At 68.8% G+C, this 18,836-nt stretch carries 14 protein-coding genes and 3 pseudogenes; 11 read left to right on the forward strand and 6 right to left on the reverse strand.

Features of this window, described 5'->3' with window-relative positions:
* Window positions 1–12: 12 nt before the first annotated feature.
* A complete protein-coding gene (gene mobF, locus HGBR_RS01890) occupies window positions 13–3,576 on the reverse strand; it encodes a MobF family relaxase (RefSeq protein WP_026077251.1) in 3,564 nt (1,187 codons plus the stop codon).
* 321 nt (window positions 3,577–3,897) lie between these two features.
* Between mobF and HGBR_RS20980 the strand changes: the two are divergent.
* The 3 genes and pseudogenes from HGBR_RS20980 to HGBR_RS20630 all read left to right on the forward strand — a co-directional run.
* Window positions 3,898–4,074: pseudogene (locus HGBR_RS20980) on the forward strand (DNA cytosine methyltransferase); the annotation flags it as partial.
* 58 nt (window positions 4,075–4,132) lie between these two features.
* Window positions 4,133–4,237 (forward strand): annotated as a pseudogene (locus HGBR_RS20985) (DNA cytosine methyltransferase); the annotation flags it as partial.
* Window positions 4,238–4,355: 118 nt separating this feature from the next.
* Window positions 4,356–4,823: a hypothetical protein gene (locus HGBR_RS20630; RefSeq protein WP_245533254.1), complete on the forward strand. Its 468-nt coding sequence runs from the start codon at window positions 4,356–4,358 to the stop codon at window positions 4,821–4,823.
* 314 nt (window positions 4,824–5,137) lie between these two features.
* Here HGBR_RS20630 and HGBR_RS01900 read toward each other — a convergent pair whose 3' ends face one another.
* The 3 genes from HGBR_RS01900 to HGBR_RS01910 all read right to left on the reverse strand — a co-directional run bounded on the left by HGBR_RS01900 (window position 5,138) and on the right by HGBR_RS01910 (window position 6,973).
* Window positions 5,138–5,758: a CueP family metal-binding protein gene (locus HGBR_RS01900; protein ID WP_019157641.1), complete on the reverse strand. Its 621-nt coding sequence runs from the start codon at window positions 5,756–5,758 to the stop codon at window positions 5,138–5,140.
* Between the two features lie 35 nt (window positions 5,759–5,793).
* Window positions 5,794–6,396 carry a DUF305 domain-containing protein gene (locus HGBR_RS01905; protein WP_019157642.1) on the reverse strand — a complete coding sequence of 201 codons (603 nt, stop codon included), beginning with the start codon at window positions 6,394–6,396 and terminating at the stop codon, window positions 5,794–5,796.
* A 106-nt stretch (window positions 6,397–6,502) separates the two neighbouring features.
* Window positions 6,503–6,973: a DUF6153 family protein gene (locus tag HGBR_RS01910; RefSeq protein WP_051013283.1), complete on the reverse strand. Its 471-nt coding sequence runs from the start codon at window positions 6,971–6,973 to the stop codon at window positions 6,503–6,505.
* Window positions 6,974–7,146: 173 nt separating this feature from the next.
* On the opposite strand from HGBR_RS01910, the gene HGBR_RS01915 reads away from it, so the two are divergent.
* A complete protein-coding gene (locus HGBR_RS01915; protein WP_019157644.1) occupies window positions 7,147–8,472 on the forward strand; it encodes an MFS transporter in 1,326 nt (441 codons plus the stop codon).
* 21 nt (window positions 8,473–8,493) lie between these two features.
* Here the strand turns inward: HGBR_RS01915 and HGBR_RS01920 are convergent, their stop codons facing one another.
* Both HGBR_RS01920 and HGBR_RS01925 read right to left on the reverse strand, forming a co-directional pair.
* Window positions 8,494–9,687, reverse strand: a complete 1,194-nt coding sequence (locus tag HGBR_RS01920; RefSeq protein ID WP_019157645.1) for an FAD-dependent oxidoreductase — start codon at window positions 9,685–9,687, stop codon at window positions 8,494–8,496.
* Window positions 9,687–10,343: a TetR/AcrR family transcriptional regulator gene (locus HGBR_RS01925; RefSeq protein WP_019157646.1), complete on the reverse strand. Its 657-nt coding sequence runs from the start codon at window positions 10,341–10,343 to the stop codon at window positions 9,687–9,689. Before HGBR_RS01925 ends, HGBR_RS01920 begins: the two co-directional genes overlap by 1 nt.
* Window positions 10,344–10,495: 152 nt before the next feature.
* On the opposite strand from HGBR_RS01925, the gene HGBR_RS01930 reads away from it, so the two are divergent.
* The 7 genes and pseudogenes from HGBR_RS01930 (at window position 10,496) to HGBR_RS16005 (ending at window position 18,816) form a co-directional block, all read left to right on the forward strand.
* On the forward strand, window positions 10,496–12,049 hold the full coding sequence (locus tag HGBR_RS01930; RefSeq protein ID WP_019157647.1) for an MFS transporter: 1,554 nt from the start codon (window positions 10,496–10,498) through the stop codon (window positions 12,047–12,049).
* 60 nt (window positions 12,050–12,109) lie between these two features.
* Window positions 12,110–12,322 (forward strand): heavy-metal-associated domain-containing protein, encoded by a 213-nt coding sequence (locus HGBR_RS01935; protein WP_019157648.1) that lies wholly within the window; start codon window positions 12,110–12,112, stop codon window positions 12,320–12,322.
* A 1-nt stretch (window position 12,323) separates the two neighbouring features.
* Window positions 12,324–13,304: a hypothetical protein gene (locus HGBR_RS01940; RefSeq protein WP_019157649.1), complete on the forward strand. Its 981-nt coding sequence runs from the start codon at window positions 12,324–12,326 to the stop codon at window positions 13,302–13,304.
* A complete protein-coding gene (locus tag HGBR_RS01945; RefSeq protein ID WP_019157650.1) occupies window positions 13,288–15,618 on the forward strand; it encodes a heavy metal translocating P-type ATPase in 2,331 nt (776 codons plus the stop codon). Before HGBR_RS01940 ends, HGBR_RS01945 begins: the two co-directional genes overlap by 17 nt.
* A gap of 36 nt (window positions 15,619–15,654) precedes the next feature.
* Window positions 15,655–15,924: a YHS domain-containing protein gene (locus tag HGBR_RS01950; protein ID WP_019157651.1), complete on the forward strand. Its 270-nt coding sequence runs from the start codon at window positions 15,655–15,657 to the stop codon at window positions 15,922–15,924.
* A gap of 85 nt (window positions 15,925–16,009) precedes the next feature.
* Window positions 16,010–16,582, forward strand: a complete 573-nt coding sequence (locus HGBR_RS01955; protein ID WP_026077252.1) for a YdhK family protein — start codon at window positions 16,010–16,012, stop codon at window positions 16,580–16,582.
* 45 nt (window positions 16,583–16,627) lie between these two features.
* A pseudogene (locus tag HGBR_RS16005) lies at window positions 16,628–18,816 on the forward strand (heavy metal translocating P-type ATPase).
* Window positions 18,817–18,836 lie beyond the last annotated feature (20 nt).

An 18,836-nucleotide genomic window follows, 5' to 3' on the forward strand; every position in this document is an offset into this window, starting at 1 on the left:
CTGATCCGCGGGTCAGAGCGTGCGCCCCTGCCGGGCCTCCATGGTGAGGTCCGGCTGCTCGGTGTTCGGGGTGTGGCGGCTGAGCTGCTGCGCCCGGGTGAGCGCGGCAGTGGCGCGGGCGGCGTCGAGCTTCTGCGCATCCGATTCCGCAACGGGGCCGAGCGGGGCCTCGTCGGTGATCTGGTACCGGTCGCGGTACGCCGCGACGACCCGGCCGGCCTGTCGCCATCGCTGCGCCGTCCACTCGTCCGCGGGCTTGTTCCCGAGCGCGGCCGTCCACGGCTCGCCCTCGTTCAGGTCGCGGTCGAGGACCGCGGACGCGCGGTGTTCGATCAGCTCTTCGCGTCCGGTGAGGGCGTGGCGCATCTCGGGGTCGATCACGCCGGAGGCATACGGGATGAGCCCGGCGATCAGTCGCGGCGACCGGCGGGTGCGCCCGGACCCGGCAGGTCGGGCGGTTGCGCGGGCGAGGCGGTGATGCAGGACCGAGGCGATGTCGTCGGCATCGGCGAAGCCTCGCGCTGCCACGAGCCGCGGGAGCAGGGCGCCGAGGTCGTGATGGTTGGCCTCGGCGCGGCGCAGCTCCGCGGACAGGGCACCGTAGGCGTCGGAGCCGAGCACGAGATCGACCTGCTCCTCGGTGAGGCCGGACGCGGTGAGGAGGGTGGCCCAGCGGTCGTGCTGTCCGGCTTGGGCGATGGTCTCGTACTCCGCCGCCAACTGGGCGATCGCGCCCCAGCGCTCCTGTTCGGCAGTGATGGTCTCGTGCGCGGACAGCACGGCGCCGACGTGCTGGAGCACCCCGTACAGGACGGACCGGGCGGTGGCGTCGGGGTTGTCGGAGGGGTGCGGGGCGACATGCGCGTCGTCGGTGGTGTCGGTGGCGACGTAGGCGTAGTTCCCGTGCCGGGCGCGGGTCATCGCGACGTAGAAGTTCTCCCGCGTCGTCGTCGCCGTCACGACCGCGTGCGCGGTATCGACGGTGACGCCCTGGGCACGGTGCCCAGTGATCGCATACCCGAGCTCGACCTGCTCCGCCACATACGTGGCCGGCAGCACGAGCGATCCGCCGAAGCGTCGCCCAGCTGGGCGGACGGTGATCGACCCGTCCCCGGCGACGGCGGTGATCGTCCACCGGTCGCCGTTGCGCACCCAGTTCTTGCCGTTCTTCGACCGCAGGCGCCGGTCATTCTCCCGCGTGATGACCCGATCACCCTTGGACGCCTGGGTGCCGTCATGCAGGGCGACCTCTCGGCCGGGGGTGATCGTGCCGTCGAGGATCAGGTCGGCGCGGGCCCGCTCGTTCAGCTCGGTGACGGTCTCGCGGGTTTCGGCGACGAGGACCGACGCCCACCCCGCCTGCACGTCGCGTCGCCAGGCGGTGTAGGCGGCATCGACCATCGCGCCCTGCTCCCCGCCGCGCACCCGGTCGTGCTCGATGAGCGTGTCGATCGCCGAGGTACGGCCGTGCCGCAGGGCCAGCGAGTTGGACTTCTCCCACGCCTGCGTGAACCGGTGCACGTCGGTGAGTTCTGGGGCATCGTCGCGGTCGTGGACGAGCATCCCGAACGCCCCGCCCGCATCCACGGCTTGGAGCTGTGACCAGTCACCCACGAGCAGGACTTTCGCGCCGGCTTGTTCGGCGAGGCCGGTGATGCGATCGAGGGAGCCGGTGCCGGCCAGGGATGCCTCGTCGAGGATGACGAGCTGGTCCTTGTCGAACGTGGTCCTGTGGAGTAGGTGCATCTGCCACCAGCGGGCCGTGTTCTCCGTCTCGATCCCCAGTTCCTCGCCGAGCACTTGCGCCGCGTTCTCCGACGGCGCGAGCCCGACCACGCTGCCGGCGCCGTGCTGCTGTTCCCATGCCCGCTTCAACGCGCTCATCGCCGTCGTCTTCCCCGCACCGGCGGGCCCGACGAGCACGTCCACGACCCGGCCCGACACCGCGATCCGCTGGAGGGCGTCAGCCTGATCGAGGCCGAGCCGTCGCCCTTCCGCGTCGGGCCTGCTGGTGATCCGCTCGACGGTGGCCAGTTCCACGGTCGGCCCGGTCGTCGCGTGCGAGCGGTCGAGGAGGCGGTCTTCCGCGGCCAGCAGTTCTTCGGTTGAGTACAGCACGGCGCCGGGGTGGCGGAAGCGGCTCGACCCGTCCGGACGGCGGAACACGACCGGGCTCGACGCCAGCTCCGGCGGCGTCAACCGCAGCGACGCCTGCTCGGCCGCGTCGGTCACCATCCCGGTGATTGCCTCCCGATCCTCCGCCGACGCAAACCGCACACCCATGAGCTGCCGGGAGGCTTCGGCGTGGAGGTTCCAGCGCCGCCACGTCGACCGCTTCTCCCCCACCGCCACCACCACCGCACTGCCCAGATCGGCAATCGTGTCGAGTGGCACGTCATCAGCCCGCAACAGCACCGACGGCTCGGCGGCGGTGGCGAGCGTGCGCGCCCAGCCGGTCGCGTCTTCGCCCAGCAGCTCGGTGGCGCGATGCCGCCAGCCAGCGGTGAGGTCCGCGAGCGACTGCACATGCTTCTCCGGACGGGTCGCCAGCGTCGCCTGGGCGCGGAGCTTCAGGATCGTCGCCGCCGACGGCTCACGGCCGTGCTTGGTCCGGTAGGCGTCGATCAGGCGGGTCTTCTCCTCCTCGATCTGCCGGGACCGTGAGGAGAACTCCGAGATCAGCTCGTCGGCCACCGGGGTGAGCTCCCACGCGGGGTTCCGATCCCGGCCCCGGTCCCGGGCCTCCCACTCGATCCCGAACATGCCCGTGATCCGGTCGGCAAGGGTCGCGTTGTACATCTCGGACAGAGCGACGACCGAGGCGTGCACCGGGCGGCCGGCGAGGGTGCGCCACTTCTGGTCCTGAACCGTCAGCACCTTATTGCTCACCACGACGTGCGTGTGCAACTGCGGATCACCACTGCGTGAGTCGTAGTGGTCGAACGCGGTTGCGAGGACGCCAGCGACATCGACGTGCGCGACCGCGCCGTCCGGCCCGGCGGCGCCGACGCGGGTGGTCGCAACCTCGCGTTCGAGGAACGCAACCACCTCTGCAACCGCTTGATGATGCGCGTCCGCAATCAGCGATTGCGTGCCTCCGTCCGCAACACCCCACCATGCCGACAGCGACTTCGGCACCGAGAACGTCAAGTCATACCCCGCGACCGCGCGGCGGGTGCCGCGCTCGGCTTCCTCCGCCTCGATCGCCGCGATCTGCTCCGCACGCGACACCGGCCCCAGTTCCGGGTCAAGATCAGCGACGCGCCGATCGACGCGGTCCTGCACGCTCGCGTACTGCCGATACGCCTCACCCAGCGGCTCGCCCGTGATCGGGTCGCGGCCCATCCCGACCAGCAGCTGGAGCTGCGCCTCGGACACCTGCCCGCCCTCGGCGAGCTCACCGCCGCCGAGGTACGGCAGGCCCGACCCCATCCAAAACCCGGGAGGAGTTCCCTCCTCCGTGTAATACCTCGTCAACGGGGTCGAAAGGGAACGGTCGCCGTCACCGGCGGCGATGGTGCGCAGCAGGTACTCGTAACCGTCGCCGGCGCTCATCACTCGCATCGAGACCGTCATGCCGGCCAGGTGAGCCGACGGCGTCTCACGACGGCGAAGCGTCTGAACCCCCGCTGGCAACTTAGGTTGACGGCGGAGGCCTCGTTTGAAAGACGTGTGGCGGCTCATGAAGCGGCGGGAGGAGGCGCTGCTGATCAGGCGGCGGCGGCGGGGACGAGCGGGCGATGACGGTGGTTGAGGGTCCGGGTCGGGGACGCTTCTGAGGCTGCGGTGCTCGGGATGCATCGGGCGGCCGGTGCACCTAGCAGGTGTTCAGCCCGGAGAGTCGGCGCACGCTCGGTCGCGTCGAGGTCCGGGGTTCACAAAGCCTGCGGAGCTCTCATGCGCGACGACCATTCCCATCGCGGCCGCCCTGTCCGGGTCGGGTCGCTGTTCTCCGGCTACGGCGGCCTGGACCTTGCCGTCGAGTACGCCACCGGCGGGGAGACGATCTGGTTCTCCGAGATCAACACCCCCTCCATCCGCGTCTTCGCCCACCACTGGCCAGGCATCCCGAACCTCGGCGACATCACATCCGTCGACTGGGCGGCGGTGCCACCGGTCGACATACTGATCGGTGGGTTCCCCCTGCCAAGACGTCTCGACCGTCGGCAAGGGCGCCGGCCTCGCACCCGGCACCCGCTCCGGGCTCTGGTCGCACATGGCGGCCGCGATCGACGCACTGCAACCCGAGCTCGTCGTCATCGAGAACGTCCGCGGCCTACTCTCCGCACCCGCAATCCGCGCTCTGGAAGGCGCAACCCCCGATGCACGCAACCCCGACGATGCAACCAACGAGCATGCAACCGCCGTTCGCAACCTGGAACCCGACCCGTGGCTGCTGGGAGACGAGCCAACGCGACCTCTTCGGGCGCACGGAGCCGTACTCGGGGATCTGGCCGACCTCCGGAGAAGTGCACGATGGATCGGCTTACCGGCGTCACTGGCCGGCGCACCGCATCACCGGTTCCGGGTCTTCATCACCGCCTACCGCGAAAGCGCTGTTCCGGACGCCTTTGGCCTCGGACTCCTCGCGCGGCGGCGAGACCCTGGACCAGGTACGGGCACGGCGGGGCACGATCGCCCTAAGCCATCAAGTGATCGACCTGGCCCTGCACGGGCCGCATGGCTCGCCCGCCAGCTGGAACGAGTCGGAGCCCCTGTTCGCCCTGATCGAGGACATCTTCACCGCTGGGGGCGATACGCCCACGCCATCGCCCGATGGGAACACATCACCGAACGAACCGCCCCTGACCCCGCGATCCTGAACGAGGAGAAGGACCACGCCCGGCGCCCGAGTTCGTGGAATGGCTCATGGGCCTCCCGACGGGGTGGGTCACCGACCCCGAACACGGCCTGACCGCGAACCAACAGAACACTGCCCTCGGCAATGGCGTCCTGCCCCTCCAAGCAGTCGTCGAGCTTGACGCACTACGGGCGGCGACCGAGCCATGATGAGCGCGGAATTCCTCACCTTGCGTGACAGCCGCAGCGCTGGTGATCGGCCACACGCCACGTCCTCGGAGTTGTGCCGATCTAGAACAGAACGATTTCCCGGGGCACGAGCAGCTGATGCCCGAGGTCAGGTGAGTTGCAGGGTAGTGATGCAAGTCGGGTCGTCTTCGTTCATCGTGGAGATGATCGCGGTTCCCGTCTGACCTTCGTGCTCGATCGTGAGGGTTGCCTCGATGCCGCGGGGCACCCAGACGCCGACGAACCCATTGTCGTAGGTCTGCTGTACCTCGTCGACGAGCACGTCGCCGCCCTTGCTGGTGAGCGTGACCTGGACCTCGGTGTTGGCGAGTTCGCCGAGGCAGGTGGTCAGGCTGTGGAAGTGACAATCGTGCGTTTGCTCCCGATAGGGGGCGACCGAGATGTACACCTCATCATCGGGCATCGGCAGTCGTGTCTCGCGGTCTTGATCGTCGGTGAGGACGAGGGCGTCGGGTTGCACGGATGCGATCAGATCGGCGGGACGGTCGGCTACGGGCATAGTGTCGAGCCGCCCGATGACCTGCGTGGCGTCGAGTCCGTCCAGGTTGTGGTCTGTCAGGAATTCAGTGTCGACGGCTTGACTGCCGATGGAGATGGATTCGGGTTCGGGCGACGTTGTGGCGCATCCAGTGAGAACGAGGGCCGCGGCAAGCGTTGCGGTGGCAGTGACGATCAGATTTCGGCGCCGCGGCATGGTGGGGTGATTCATGGCGTGATCCTTCAAGGGTTTGAGTGGGTAGTCGATCAGAGGGTGGCCAGGAGGTCCTGCATCTCCTGGATCTCAGTGGTCTGCGCGTCGATGATGGTCTGCGCGAGCTCGACGGCATCGGGGTTGCTACCGTCATCGACCTGTGTCTGGGCCATTTCGACCGCTCCCTCGTGGTGGAGGATCATCTGTTCCAGGAACAGGCGTGACGCCTCGGCGCCGTCGGCGGCTTCGAGTGCGGCCAGGTCGTCCTCGCTCATCATCCCGTCGCCGTGGTCCATCCCACCCATCTGGTGATCGTCGGGGTCGACGCCCCAGTCCTCCAGCCAGCCCTGAAGCTGTTTGATCTCGGGCCCCTGGGCGGTCTTGATCGTCTCGGCCAATTCGACGACCCGCGGGTCGACGCCGTCCTTGGCGAGGACGATGTCGCTCATCTCGATGGCCTGCTCGTGGTGGACGACCATCATCGAGGCGAACATCTTGTCCGCGTCATTGACGTCCCCGCCGGTGGCGTCCGGCGTGTGCTCGGACGAGCCGTGATCCATGCCCGACATCGCATCGTCGTCTCCGGCGGAGCAGCCGGCCAGGGCGAGTGCAGCGGTCAGTGCGAGTGCGGCGGTCGCCGCGGTACGAAACTTCATGAGTGTTCTCCAGTGTCAGCAGTCGTGTCAGTGGCGCGGGACCTCAGGGGCACCGCGTGAGTGCAGGGGGAACCGTCGGCGCTGCTGCGCCGGGTTCACCGCTCTGTCACGTGCGACTGATGCAGAGAACCTGTAATGAAGGAGCCCTCGACAGCCCCCTGTCGAAGAAGCGGGCGATCGGGAGAGATCGAGGTGCGGTGCGCGGCCATCCCGGCAGAATCCGCGGCAGCACGAGGACGAGCAGGGCGAGCAGCAGTGCGAGCACGCACGCCATCGCCATGCCCAGGTGTCCATCGCTCCCGCAGTCGGTGCAGGAACCGCCGGGATCGTGCGTTGTGCCGCTGGTCGCGTGAGCGCTCGCTGTGTCGTGATGCGCCGCGCCCTGGCGCGCCTCACCAGAATCGGTGACGGAGACCGCGGCGGTGGCCGCGTGGGCGGCGGGTGTGCCGTGCAGGTTCAGCGTGTGCATGGCGAGCAGACCGGTGATGACCGCGGCGACCAACAGGCCGCCGAGCAACACGCCTCGGAGAAGGCCGAGATGACCTCTCCGGGTACGCGTTGCTGCGGTGGACGCCATGCACCCCAGTTTACTGATCCCGCCGACGGCCGCCTGAGCGCTGCGCCGGATCGCCCCGTACGGCGCACACCGTGGGCGCACTCCGTTCCTCGTGGAGCACCGTCGGAAATACCCCAGGGGGGTATAAGGTTGGAGGGGTTACGTGTTCTTGAGAGGGTTTGAGGAGAAGATTGATGCGCCTGTTCGCGATCCGCGACTTCCGCCACCTGTTCGGTGCGCAGATCATCGCGCTGTTCGGCACTGGGCTGGCGACAGTGGCGCTGGGCCTCCTCGCCTACGACCTGGCCGGCCCGAGCGCAGGGTCGGTGCTTGCCACCGCTCTGACGATCAAAATGGTCATGTACGTTCTGATCGCGCCGCTGGCAGCGGCGTATGCTGACCGGCTTCCGAGGCGGATGTTCCTGACACTGCTCGATGTGGTGCGCGCCGGGGTGGTGCTGGTGCTCCCGTTCGTCACGGAGGTCTGGCACATCTACGTGCTCATCGGCGTCCTGCAAGCGGCGTCGGCGGCCTTCACGCCGACATTCCAGGCCGTGATCCCCGATATCGTCACCAAGGAGTCCGACTACACCCGAGCACTGTCCGCGTCGCAGGTCGCGTACACGATGGAGAGCCTGCTCAGCCCGGTCCTGGCGGCCGTCGCGTTGACGTTCATGGCGTTCAACTGGCTGTTCATCGGCACCTCGATCGGGTTCGCGCTCTCCGCCGTGCTGGTGCTCTCGACCCACATTCCCAATGCCACCCCGAGCGGGCACGTCGGCGCCTGGGCGCGGGTCACATCGGGAGTCAGGGTCTTCTTCGCCACGCCCCGGCTGCGCGGTGTGGTGGCCTTGAACCTGGTCGTCGCGGCAGCGGGATCGATCGTCGTCGTCAACACGGTCAACTACGTCCGCGACCACCTGGGCGGCTCGCAGGCCGACGTCGCGTGGATGCTGGCCGCCTCGGGCGGCGGCACGCTGCTGGTCGCGCTGTTCCTGCCACGCGTGCTCGACCGGATCGCCGAGCGGATTGTGATGATGACCGGCGCCCTGGTGCTTTTGGCCGGAGTGCTCGCCGCCGTCGCGATGACCGCCACCCAAGTCGCATCCTGGATGGTCACCGCACCGATCTGGGTGATCATCGGCGGCGGCATGGCGATGATCGTCACCCCGACCGGGCGCGTCATCCGCGGCTCGGTGGCGAAGCAGGACCTCCCCGCGGGATTCGCCGCACAGTTCTCCCTCTCGCACCTCGCCTGGCTCGTCACCTACCCGATCGCGGGCTGGATCGGCACCGCGTCCGGGTTCACGCTCGCCTGGTCCGTCCTCGCCGCCCTGGCAATCGCGGGGGCGATCGCGGCGCACCTGCTCTGGCCGCGCGAGCAGAAGGACAGCGAGGCCGCCCCGACCGGTGTCGCCGCCGCAGAGCCGGTGATCAGTGATCGGGCGGTGCGCGAGGAGACCGAAGCCGCCGAAGGCACCCTCGCGGCGTGCCAGTGCGCCTGCGTGCGCACCGTCTGAACTCCGTTTGACGCGAGGGGCTCATACGTGCTGTCGCGTCACCGGATCAGCCGCGGTTTCAGGGTGGTGCAGGCCGGGCATCAGCTCACGCATAGGGCCGGCGGCATTCACTCCGGTGAGCGCGACCAGCACCTCGTCGAGGTAGTGGGCTGTGATCAGTGGTTCCTCGGAGACGACGCGGGTGCGTGTGCCCAGGGCGGGGTGTCCAACACCGGTGAGGGTGTGGCCGTGGATGCGTGCGGAGAACGTCGAGCTCGGCAGGTACTGGCCGGGGTCGCCGGCGATACCGAGGTCGTGCAGCAGCGTGTTCGCGGCGTGGATGCCCTGGGCGGCGGAGTCGTCCCAGTGATCGATCCGGTAGGAGCCGTGGCCGGGATAGTGATGCACGGCGACGCCGCCGGCGGCGTAGATCCGTTGCCGCGGGGCGTGCATGGAGCGCAGGCGGGAATCTACGGGGATGCCGTCGGGCCCGGTCCATGGTGCGGGGGCGGCGGGCAGAGTGCCGTGCGCGACGATCGCGAGGTCGCCTTCGACCTGGCTGCCGTCGTTGAGGGTGATGCTGATGCGGTCGGTGTGGGTGCGGATCGAGTGCACGGTGCGTTCCAGGTAGGCGGCGTGCTGGGGGCGGTGCAGGTCGCGTAGCCGCCGGGCGACGTGTTCGCCGATGGCGTTCGCTCCTGGGATCGCGGCGCGGGTGATGAGGGCGACGTCGTGGCCGGCGTCGGTGAGCAGCGAGGCGGTCTCGGAGGTGACGAGGCCGCCACCGAGCATGAGCACCCGGGCAGGCTGAGTGGTCGCGAGTAGATCGCGGACGCGGACGGCGTCGGCGGCCGAGTGCAGGGTGGTCAGTCTGCCGCCGCTGATGGCCTGGTCGCGGCCGATCACCTCCTCGTCGAGAGTGCGGGGCCGGCTGCCGGTGGCGATGAGGAGCGCGTCGTAGGCGTGTGTATCGCCGGAGTCCAGCCGCAAGCGCCGAGCCCTGGGGTCGAGGCCGCGCACCGTCTCCGACCGGAGGGCGGCCCCGGTGTCGGGCAGGGCCGCCTGGGCCGGTTCGAGCAGCCCGATCGCGATGCCCTTGTTGACCAACGTCCGGTTGAACGGCACCTCACCGTTCCGGGCGTAGAGGTCGACGTCGACACCGGAAGCGTGCAGGGTTCTTGCGGCTGCGGTGCCAGCGGCGCCGGCCCCGATGATCGCGATGCTGGGCATCCTCATCAGGCTCCTTCCCCAATGGTGGTGGTGCTGGTGGTGGCGGCGAAGGCGGGCAGCAGGATCGCCTCGATGAACCACGGCGCGTCGTCGGCGTCGAGGCGCCCGGCACGCACTTCTTCGGCGGCACCGTTCATCACCACGTGCGTAGTAGTCAGCAGCCAGGACACCGGCAGATCGACCCGGAAGACACCCTCGCGCTGGCCGCGCAGCAGCAGAGCCCGCATCCGCCCCTCGGCCTTCTCGTGCAGCTCGCGGATGCGTGCCGCAGGCAGTTCTTTCAGCGCGGCCGCCAGCAGCGCCCGCGACTGGTCGACCAGCACCCAGCTGGAGGCCACCAGTCGCCGGAACGCCTCGCCCGGATCACCATCCAGGGGCACCCCGCTGAGCACGTCTTCGCCGCGTTCGAGGCTGTCAACGAGGGCGGCCTCGATCAGCTCCGCGCGGGTCGGGAAATGCCCGTAGACGGTCACTCTGCCCATCCCGGCCTCGGCGGCGATGTCGCCGACCGAAGCGTCGGGGTTCTTGCGGATCGCCGTCGCCGTCGCGACCAGAATCCTTGCCCGGTTGCGCTGCGCATCCGCCCGCTGATTGGCCGCCCGGCCACCGCCGCCTGACGCACCGGTCGTCGTACCGCGGGACGTCGTCTTCTTCACCGTCATGATCCACCTCACAAGTCGTACTGGAATGTATGAGATAGTGTAGCTGTTACAACTCGTACACCGATGATCGAGTTCCGGCTCGGAGGGCGAGGCGGGGCCGACAGAGAGGAGATGACTACCATGTCCACGACACACATCCCTGGGGGTGCGCGATGAGCGACACCGCCGCGCCGCGTGCCGGCGCCAAGCAGTGGTGGGGGCTTGCCGTTCTGGTGATCCCCTCGACGCTGCTGTTCATGATGCTCACGATCCTGTTTCTCGCCGCCCCGAATCTGGCCGCGGACCTGAATCCGTCGAGCACGCAGCTGCTGTGGATTCTCGACATCTACGGCTTCGTGATGGCCGGGTTCCTCGTCGCGATGGGCGTGCTCGGCGATCGGATCGGCAAGCGCCTGCTCATGGTGATCGGCGCGATCCTGTTCGCCGCTGTCTCGATCGCCGCGGCGCTGACGACGATCCCGGAACTGATGATCGTCTGGCGGGCCGTCCTCGGGCTGGCTGCGGCGATGATGGTGCCGGCGACGATCGGGCTGATCTTCGTGCTTTTCGCCGATGCGAAGCAGCGCGGTGTCGCGATCGGCGTGTGGGCCGGCGGCATCTCCGCTGGTGTGGCGCTGGGCCCGCTGCTGTCCGGCTTGCTGCTGGAGGCCTTCGGCTGGCAGGCGACGTTCCTGGTCGCGGTGCCGATCATGGCGCTCGTCGCGATCGCCGCCCCCATCCTCGTGCCCGAGCATCGTGACCCGTCGGCGCGGATCGACCTGTTCAGCGCACTGCTGCTGGTCGCGGGTCTGCTGGCGATCATCTACGGCATCAAGCGCTTCGCCGCCCAGGAGCCGGCCGGCCCCTCGATCGGGCTGCTGGTCGCGGGCGCGCTGATCGGCCTGTGGTTCGTGATCCGGCAGCTGCGCGCCAAGCAGCCGCTGCTGGATGTTCGACTGTTCGCCAACCGCACCGTGTCCGGGGCACTGGCAGTGTTCCTGCTCTCGGCCGCAGCGCTCGGCGGGGTGTACTCGCTATTCACCCAGTACCTCCAGCAGGTCCAGGAGCTCTCGCCGTTGCAGGCGGGCCTGTCGATCCTGCCGGCCGCGGCGGTGCTGATCGTCGTCTCGACGCTCTCCCCGGTGCTCGCGCGCAGGTTCCGGCCCGGCAACGTGATCGCGGTCGGCCTGCTCACCCAGGTCGTCGGCTACATCCTGTTCACCCAGCTCGACGCCGGCACGGGTCTGGCGCTGGTGATCGCGAGCTTCGTCATCACCTACCCCGGCGTGGCCCCCTCGATGGCGCTGACCACCGACCTCGTCGTCGGCTCCGTGCCGCCGGAGAAGACCGGCGGGGCCTCCGGCCTCGCCACCACCGCTAACGACCTGGGCATCTCGCTCGGTGTCGCGGTGATCGGCAGCGTCGGGATCGCCGCCTACCGCAGCCAGATCGGCGATCTGCTGCCCGGCGGCCTGCCCGCCGATGCCGCCGCGGCGGCATCGGACAGCGTCGACGGCGCCATGGCCGCAGCGGCCCAGCTGCACGGTGCGCTCGGAGAGCAGGTGGTGGCCGCCGCGCAGACCGCGTTCACCGGCGGGCTCAACACTGCGGCCATCGTCTCGGCGGTCATCGCCGGTCTCGCGGCGATCATCGCCGCCACGAGGCTGCGCCACGTCCGCCCGACTGGTGAAGCACAGCAGGCCGCCGAGGAGCAAGCCGCACCTTGACTTATACCCCTGGGGGGTATTAGCCTGAATGCAAGTCGTACACGAGTGAAGGAGTTAGAGATGGCGACCACGACCGAGTACCAGGTGACCGGGATGAGCTGCGGGCACTGCGAGAGCGCGATCCGCGCCGAGGTGTCCGAGATCGCCGGGGTGACCGGCATCGAGGTCAGCGCTCAGACCGGGCGGCTGGCCGTGACCAGTGAGCAGCCGGTCGATGACGCCGCGGTGATCGCGGCGGTCGACGAGGCCGGCTACACGGCCGTGAGGAGCTGACATGAAGGCACCTGCACGGCTGGGCCTGTACGGGCTGGTGCTGGTGGCCGTGTTCGCCGTGGCCGCGTTCACGGCGAACACGGTCGTCCCGGAGAGCACGGTGCAGGCCTGGGCGGAAGACACCGAGAGCACCACCCACCAAGGACACGAAGAAGGAGGAGAAGACATGGACAGCACCGGGCACGAGGGCCACGACGCCGGGGCCGGGTCGCTCGGCCTGGGCATCGCGCAGGACGGCTACCAGCTCACCGCCGTCACCGCCCCGGACGCCCTCGGCGCCGACGGTGAGCTGTCGCTGACGGTCACCGGCCCGGACGGCAAGCCGGTCACCGACTACGAGTTGGAGCACGAGAAAGAGCTGCACCTGATCGTCGTGCGCGCCGACGGCACGCATTTCCGTCACATCCACCCCGAACGAGGCGCCGATGGCGCCTGGTCGATCCCGTGGCAGTGGGAGGCGGCCGGCACCTACCGGGTGTTCGCCGACTTCGTGCCCGCCGAGCACGGCGAGGGCATCACCCTGTCAACTGCGGTGCAGGTGCCCGGCGACTACGACCCGGCCGCGGCCGAACCTGTCGCCGAGACCACGGTCGAGGGGTTCGACGTCACGGTCGAGGGTGATCTGGTCGCCGGTTCCGCGTCGGAGCTGACGATGACCGTCACCCGTGACGGGGAGCCGGTCACCGCGCTGGAGCCGTACCTGGGGGCGTTCGGGCACCTGGTCGCGCTGCGCGACGGCGACCTGGCCTACTTGCACGTCCATCCCCACGGGGATGCACCGAAGGCCGGTGAGACCTCCGGGCCGGAGATCGTGTTCGAGGCGACCGCTCCCACGCCCGGCCGGTACCTGCTTTACCTCGACTTCCAGGTTGACGGGCAGGTGCACACCGCGCCGCTGGTCATCGACACGACTACCGGTGGGGCCGAGGGCGAGCACGGCGGCGGGCATGAGGAAGGAGGAGACCATGACCATGGCGAGTGATCCGATCATCAGCACGAACAGTGTCGAGCTGCAGATCGGCGGGATGACTTGCGCCTCCTGCGCGAACCGGATCGAGAAGAAGCTCAACAAGCTCGACGGTGTCACCGCGTCCGTGAACTACGCGACCGAGAAGGCCAGCGTCACCGCCCCTGCGGACTATGACCCGCAGGTGCTCATCGCCGAGGTGGAGAAGACCGGCTACAGCGCAGAGCTCCCCACCCCGAAGGGAAAAGCACCCGAATCAGGTGCCGAGGATGAGGGCGAGTCGCGTGAGGATGCCGAGCTGCGCAGCCTGCGGCAGCGGCTTATCGGCTCGGCCGTCCTGGCGGTGCCGGTCATCGCAATGGCGATGATCCCCGCGCTGCAGTTCGACTACTGGGGCTTCGCCTCCCTGGCGCTCGCAGCACCCGTGGTGGTGTGGGCGGGCTGGCCGTTCCACAAGGCCGCCTGGATGAACCTCAAACACGGTGCCGCGACGATGGACACCCTCATCTCCGTGGGCACGACCGCGGCGATGATCTGGTCCCTGGTGGCGCTGTTCTTCGGCACCGCGGGCGATCGCGGCGTCGTCCACCCCTTCGAGTTCACCATCTCCCGCTCCGACGGGCTCGGGCACATCTACCTGGAGGTCGCCGCCGGGGTGATCACGTTCATCCTGCTCGGCCGCTACTTCGAGAAGCGCTCCAAGCGCCGCGCCGGAGCCGCCCTGCGCGCCCTCCTGGAACTCGGCGCGAAGGAAGTCTCCGTCCTCCGGAACGGGAAGGAGGAACGCGTCTCCATCGACGAGCTGAGCGTGGGTGATGACTTCGTCGTCCGGCCGGGCGAGAAGATCGCTACCGACGGCGTCATCACCTCCGGCAGCTCCGCGATCGACGCGTCCATGCTCACCGGCGAATCCGTGCCCGTCGAGGTCCGCGAAGGCGATGCCGTAACCGGTGCGACCGTGAACGCCGGCGGGCGCCTGGTCGTGAAGGCCACCCGGGTCGGTGCGGATACGCAGCTGGCGCAGATGGCCAAGCTCGTCGAGGACGCCCAGTCCGGCAAGGCCGAGATCCAGCGCCTCGCCGACAAGGTGTCCGGGGTGTTCGTTCCCATCGCGATCGCCGTCGCCGTGGCCGCGCTCGGTGCCTGGATCGGGGCCGGGTTCCCGCTCTCGGCCGGGTTCACCGCCGCGGTCGCGGTGCTGATCATCGCCTGCCCCTGCGCACTCGGCCTCGCCACCCCCACCGCACTGCTGGTCGGCACCGGTCGGGGCGCGCAGATGGGCGTGCTCATCAAGGGCCCCGAGGTCTTGGAATCGACCAAGAAGGTCGACACCATCGTGCTGGACAAGACCGGCACCGTCACCACCGGCAAGATGACCCTCACTGAGGCGATTCCCGCCGAGGGTGTGGATCGGGGCGAGCTGTTGCGCATCGCCGGCGGCCTGGAGGACTACTCCGAGCACCCGATCGCGCAGGCCATCGCCGCCGGCGCCACCAGCGAGGTCGGCGAGCTGCCTGCCCCGGAGTCGTTCGAGAACATCGAGGGCAAGGGCGTGCAGGGCGTCGTCGACGGGCACGCCGTCCTCGCCGGCCGCGAGTCGCTGTTGGCGGACTGGTCGATCCACCTCGACGACACTCTCCGGGCCGCGAAGCAGGAGGCCGAATCGCAGGGCAAGACCGCGATCGCAGTTGGCTGGGATGGCGCCGCGCGCGGCGTGTTGGTCGTCTCCGACCAGATCAAGCCCACCTCGGCTGAGGCGATCCACCAGTTCAGGGAGCTGGGTCTGACCCCGGTGCTGCTGACCGGTGACAACCAGGCGGTGGCCGAGCAGGTTGCCTCCGAGGTCGGCATCACGCAGGTCATCGCTGAGGTCCTGCCCAAGGACAAGGTCGATGTCGTCACCCGCCTCCAAGGCGAGGGAAAGACGGTGGCGATGGTCGGTGACGGCGTCAACGACGCTCCCGCCCTCGCTCAAGCCGACCTCGGATTGGCAATGGGCACCGGCACCGACGTCGCGATCGAAGCCGCCGACATCACCCTCGTCCGCGGCGACCTGCGCGCCGCGGCGGACGCGATCCGCCTGTCCCGGAAGACACTGGGCACGATCAAGACGAACCTGTTCTGGGCCTTCGCCTACAACACCGCCGCGATCCCGCTGGCGGCGTTCGGACTGCTCAACCCGATGCTCGCCGGCGCAGCCATGGCGCTCTCGTCGGTGTTCGTCGTCTCCAACAGCCTGCGGCTACGGACCTTCAAGGCCCGTGCGGACGACGCCTCCACTCCGGCACCGGCCGGAGCGGCGCCGGCTCGCGAGCCGGTGAATGCCTGACCCATCCGTCATCGACACAACACGAAAGGAAACACGATGACTGCATACGAGAACCTGAACCTGACCGACACCTCCTCCAGCGGTGGGAGCTGCTGCGGCCACACGCCGAGCGCCGAAGCGATCGCACAGACCCCCGCCGAGGAGATGACCGAATGCCGGGTGATGGCCGGCACCCCGGTCGTCAAGGCGCAGGCGGAGGAAGCCGGCCTCTACCGCGACTACCAGGGCCAGCGGTACTGGTTCTGCTGCGCCGCCTGCGGCCCGCTGTTCGACGCCGACCCCGACCGCTACGCCAACGCCGCCTGACAGGCGACCAGAACGACCCGGGTTCCGTGCCTCCCGCCTTCGGTGGGAGGCGCGGAACCACCGAATCCGGTGAAAGAGCTTTCGGATGAATACGCGCATGACCACCCTTATTGCCGCAGGCATTCTCGGCAGCAGCCTCACTCTGGCCGGCTGCTCCGCCGCAGACGGCCCCGCGGAACCGTCGGCGTCACAGAGCGAGGACGCACACGGCGGCCACGACGGTATGGATCATCCCGCCGACGGCGGCCCGGTGCCCGAGGGCATGACCGAAGCGGTCGACCCCGAGTACCCCGTGGGCACCGAGGTCACTCTGACCGCCGACCACATGGAGGGCATGGACGGCGCCACCGCCACTATCGTCGGCGCCTACGACACCTACACCTACGCGATCGACTACATCCCGGTCGGCGGCGGTGAACCCGTGACTGACCACAAGTGGGTCGTCCAGGAAGAACTCCAGGATCCCGGCGAGGAGCGCCTGGCCGATGGTACCGAGGTCACCGTCACCGCCGATCACATGGACGGTGTGGACGGTGCGAGGGCCACGATCGCGTCCTCGACCGACGAAACCGTCTACGTCGTCGACTACGAAGCTGGCGGCATGGAGATGACGAACCACAAATGGGTCGTCGAAAGCGAGATGCAGCCCGCCTCCTGATCACGCAGGAGCGTCCGGGCTGGAGAGAGAAGGAATGGACCGACCATGAGCGAGAAACACGCCCACCACGGCACCGAGGTCGATGAACACGCCGGCCATCACAGCCACGCGCCCCACACCGAGCACAGCGCTTACGAGGGACACGGCGCCCATACTGAGCATGGCGACCACGAGACTGATGCTGGTCACGACCATGCCGGGCATACGGGCCACGGCGGGCATGGAGGCCACTCTGGGCACGAGGGGCACGGTGATCACGTCGGTCAGTTCCGCCGGCTCTTCTGGATCATGCTTGTTCTCGCGGTCCCGGTCGTTGGGTTCAACGACATGTTCGCCCACCTCCTCGGCTACCACCTGCCCGACGCGGGGTGGGTTTGGTGGGTCTCGCCGATCCTCGGCACCGTCATCTACTTCTGGGGCGGCTGGCCCTTCCTCACCGGTGGGCTGAGCGAGATCCGCTCCCGCAAGCCCGGCATGATGCTCCTGATCGCCCTGGCGATCACGGTCGCGTTCCTCGCTTCCTGGGGCGCGAGCCTGCACATCCTGCACCATGAGCTGAACTTCTGGTGGGAACTGGCGCTGCTGGTGGTCATCATGCTGCTGGGGCACTGGATCGAGATGCGCTCGCTGGCTCAGACCACCTCCGCCCTGGATTCCCTCGCAGCACTCCTGCCCGACGAGGCGGAGCGGGTCGATGGCGACGAGGTTGTGAAGGTCGCACCGGCGGAACTGCGTGTCGGCGATGTGGTCATCGTGCGACCCGGAGCGTCCGTACCGGCCGACGGCAAGATCGTCGACGGCAGCGCCAGCATGGACGAGTCGATGGTCACCGGCGAGTCCAAGACGGTGCGCCGCGAGGCCGGCGAGAACGTCGTCGCCGGCACCGTGGCGACCGACTCCGGTCTGCGCGTCGAGGTCACCGCCACTGGTGATGACACTGCCCTGGCCGGAATCCAGAAGCTCGTCACCGATGCTCAGGCCTCCTCCTCCCGCGCCCAGCGCATCGCCGACACCGCGGCGGCCTGGCTGTTCTGGTTCGCCCTGGGAGCCGCGGTGATCACCGCGCTCGCATGGACGCTGCTGGGAATGCCCGACGCCGCGGTGGTGCGCACCATCACCGTACTGGTCATCGCCTGCCCACACGCCCTGGGCCTCGCGATCCCGCTGGTCGTCTCGATCGCGACCGAGCGCGCCGCCCGAGGCGGGGTACTCATCAAGGACCGGCTCGCACTCGAGTCCATGCGCACCGTCGACGCCGTGCTGTTCGATAAAACCGGCACCCTCACCAAGGGAGAACCCACCGTCACCGCGATCGATCCCATCGAAGGACGTGACGAAGACGACGTGCTCGCCCTGGCTGCTGCGGCCGAAGCCGACAGCGAACACCCGCTGGCCCGCGCCATCACCGGAGCCGCCAGATCCAAAAAATCCAGGTGCCGAAAGCCTCGGACTTCTCCTCGTCCCCGGCCGTGGGAGTCAAGGCCACCGTCGATGGCGCCGTCATTGAGGTCGGGGGCCCCTACCTGCTCGACCAGCAGAACCGAGATGAGCTGCCGGTGGCCGACCAGTGGCGGGAGGAGGGTGCGATCATCCTCCACGTCCTCGCCGACGGCGACGTGATCGGCGCGCTGCGGCTCGCCGATGAGATCCGTCCCGAGTCCCGCGACGCCGTCGACGCCCTACACTCCGCCGGTGCTCAGGTCGTAATGATCACCGGCGACGCGCAGGCCGTCGCCGACACCGTAGCCAAGGATCTCGGCATTGATCGGGTCTTCGCGGGCGTGCGCCCCGAGGACAAGGCCGCGAAAGTCAAGGAACTCCAAGACGAGGGCCGCAAGGTCGCGATGGTCGGCGACGGCGTGAACGATGCCCCCGCATTGGCCCAGGCCGACGTCGGCATCGCCATCGGCGCAGGCACCGACGTCGCCATCGGTTCCGCAGGCGTCATCCTCGCCTCCTCCGATCCGCGCTCAGTGCTCTCGGTGTTCGAACTCTCCCGCGCCAGCTACCGGAAGATGAAGCAAAACCTGTGGTGGGCCGCAGGGTACAACCTGATCTCCGTGCCGCTCGCGGCGGGCATTCTCGCGCCCATCGGGTTCGTGCTGCCGATGAGCATCGGCGCGATCCTGATGTCGGCTTCGACCGTCGTCGTCGCACTCAACGCGCAGTTGCTCCGGCGCCTGAACCTCGATCCCGCGGCCAGCGCGCGGCGGCTACTCAACCGCTCCGAGTGATCCGGACTGTCCCTATCGTC

This window comes from Brevibacterium senegalense, assembly GCF_000285835.1.
GTDB classification, from domain to species: Bacteria; Actinomycetota; Actinomycetes; order Actinomycetales; family Brevibacteriaceae; genus Brevibacterium; species Brevibacterium senegalense.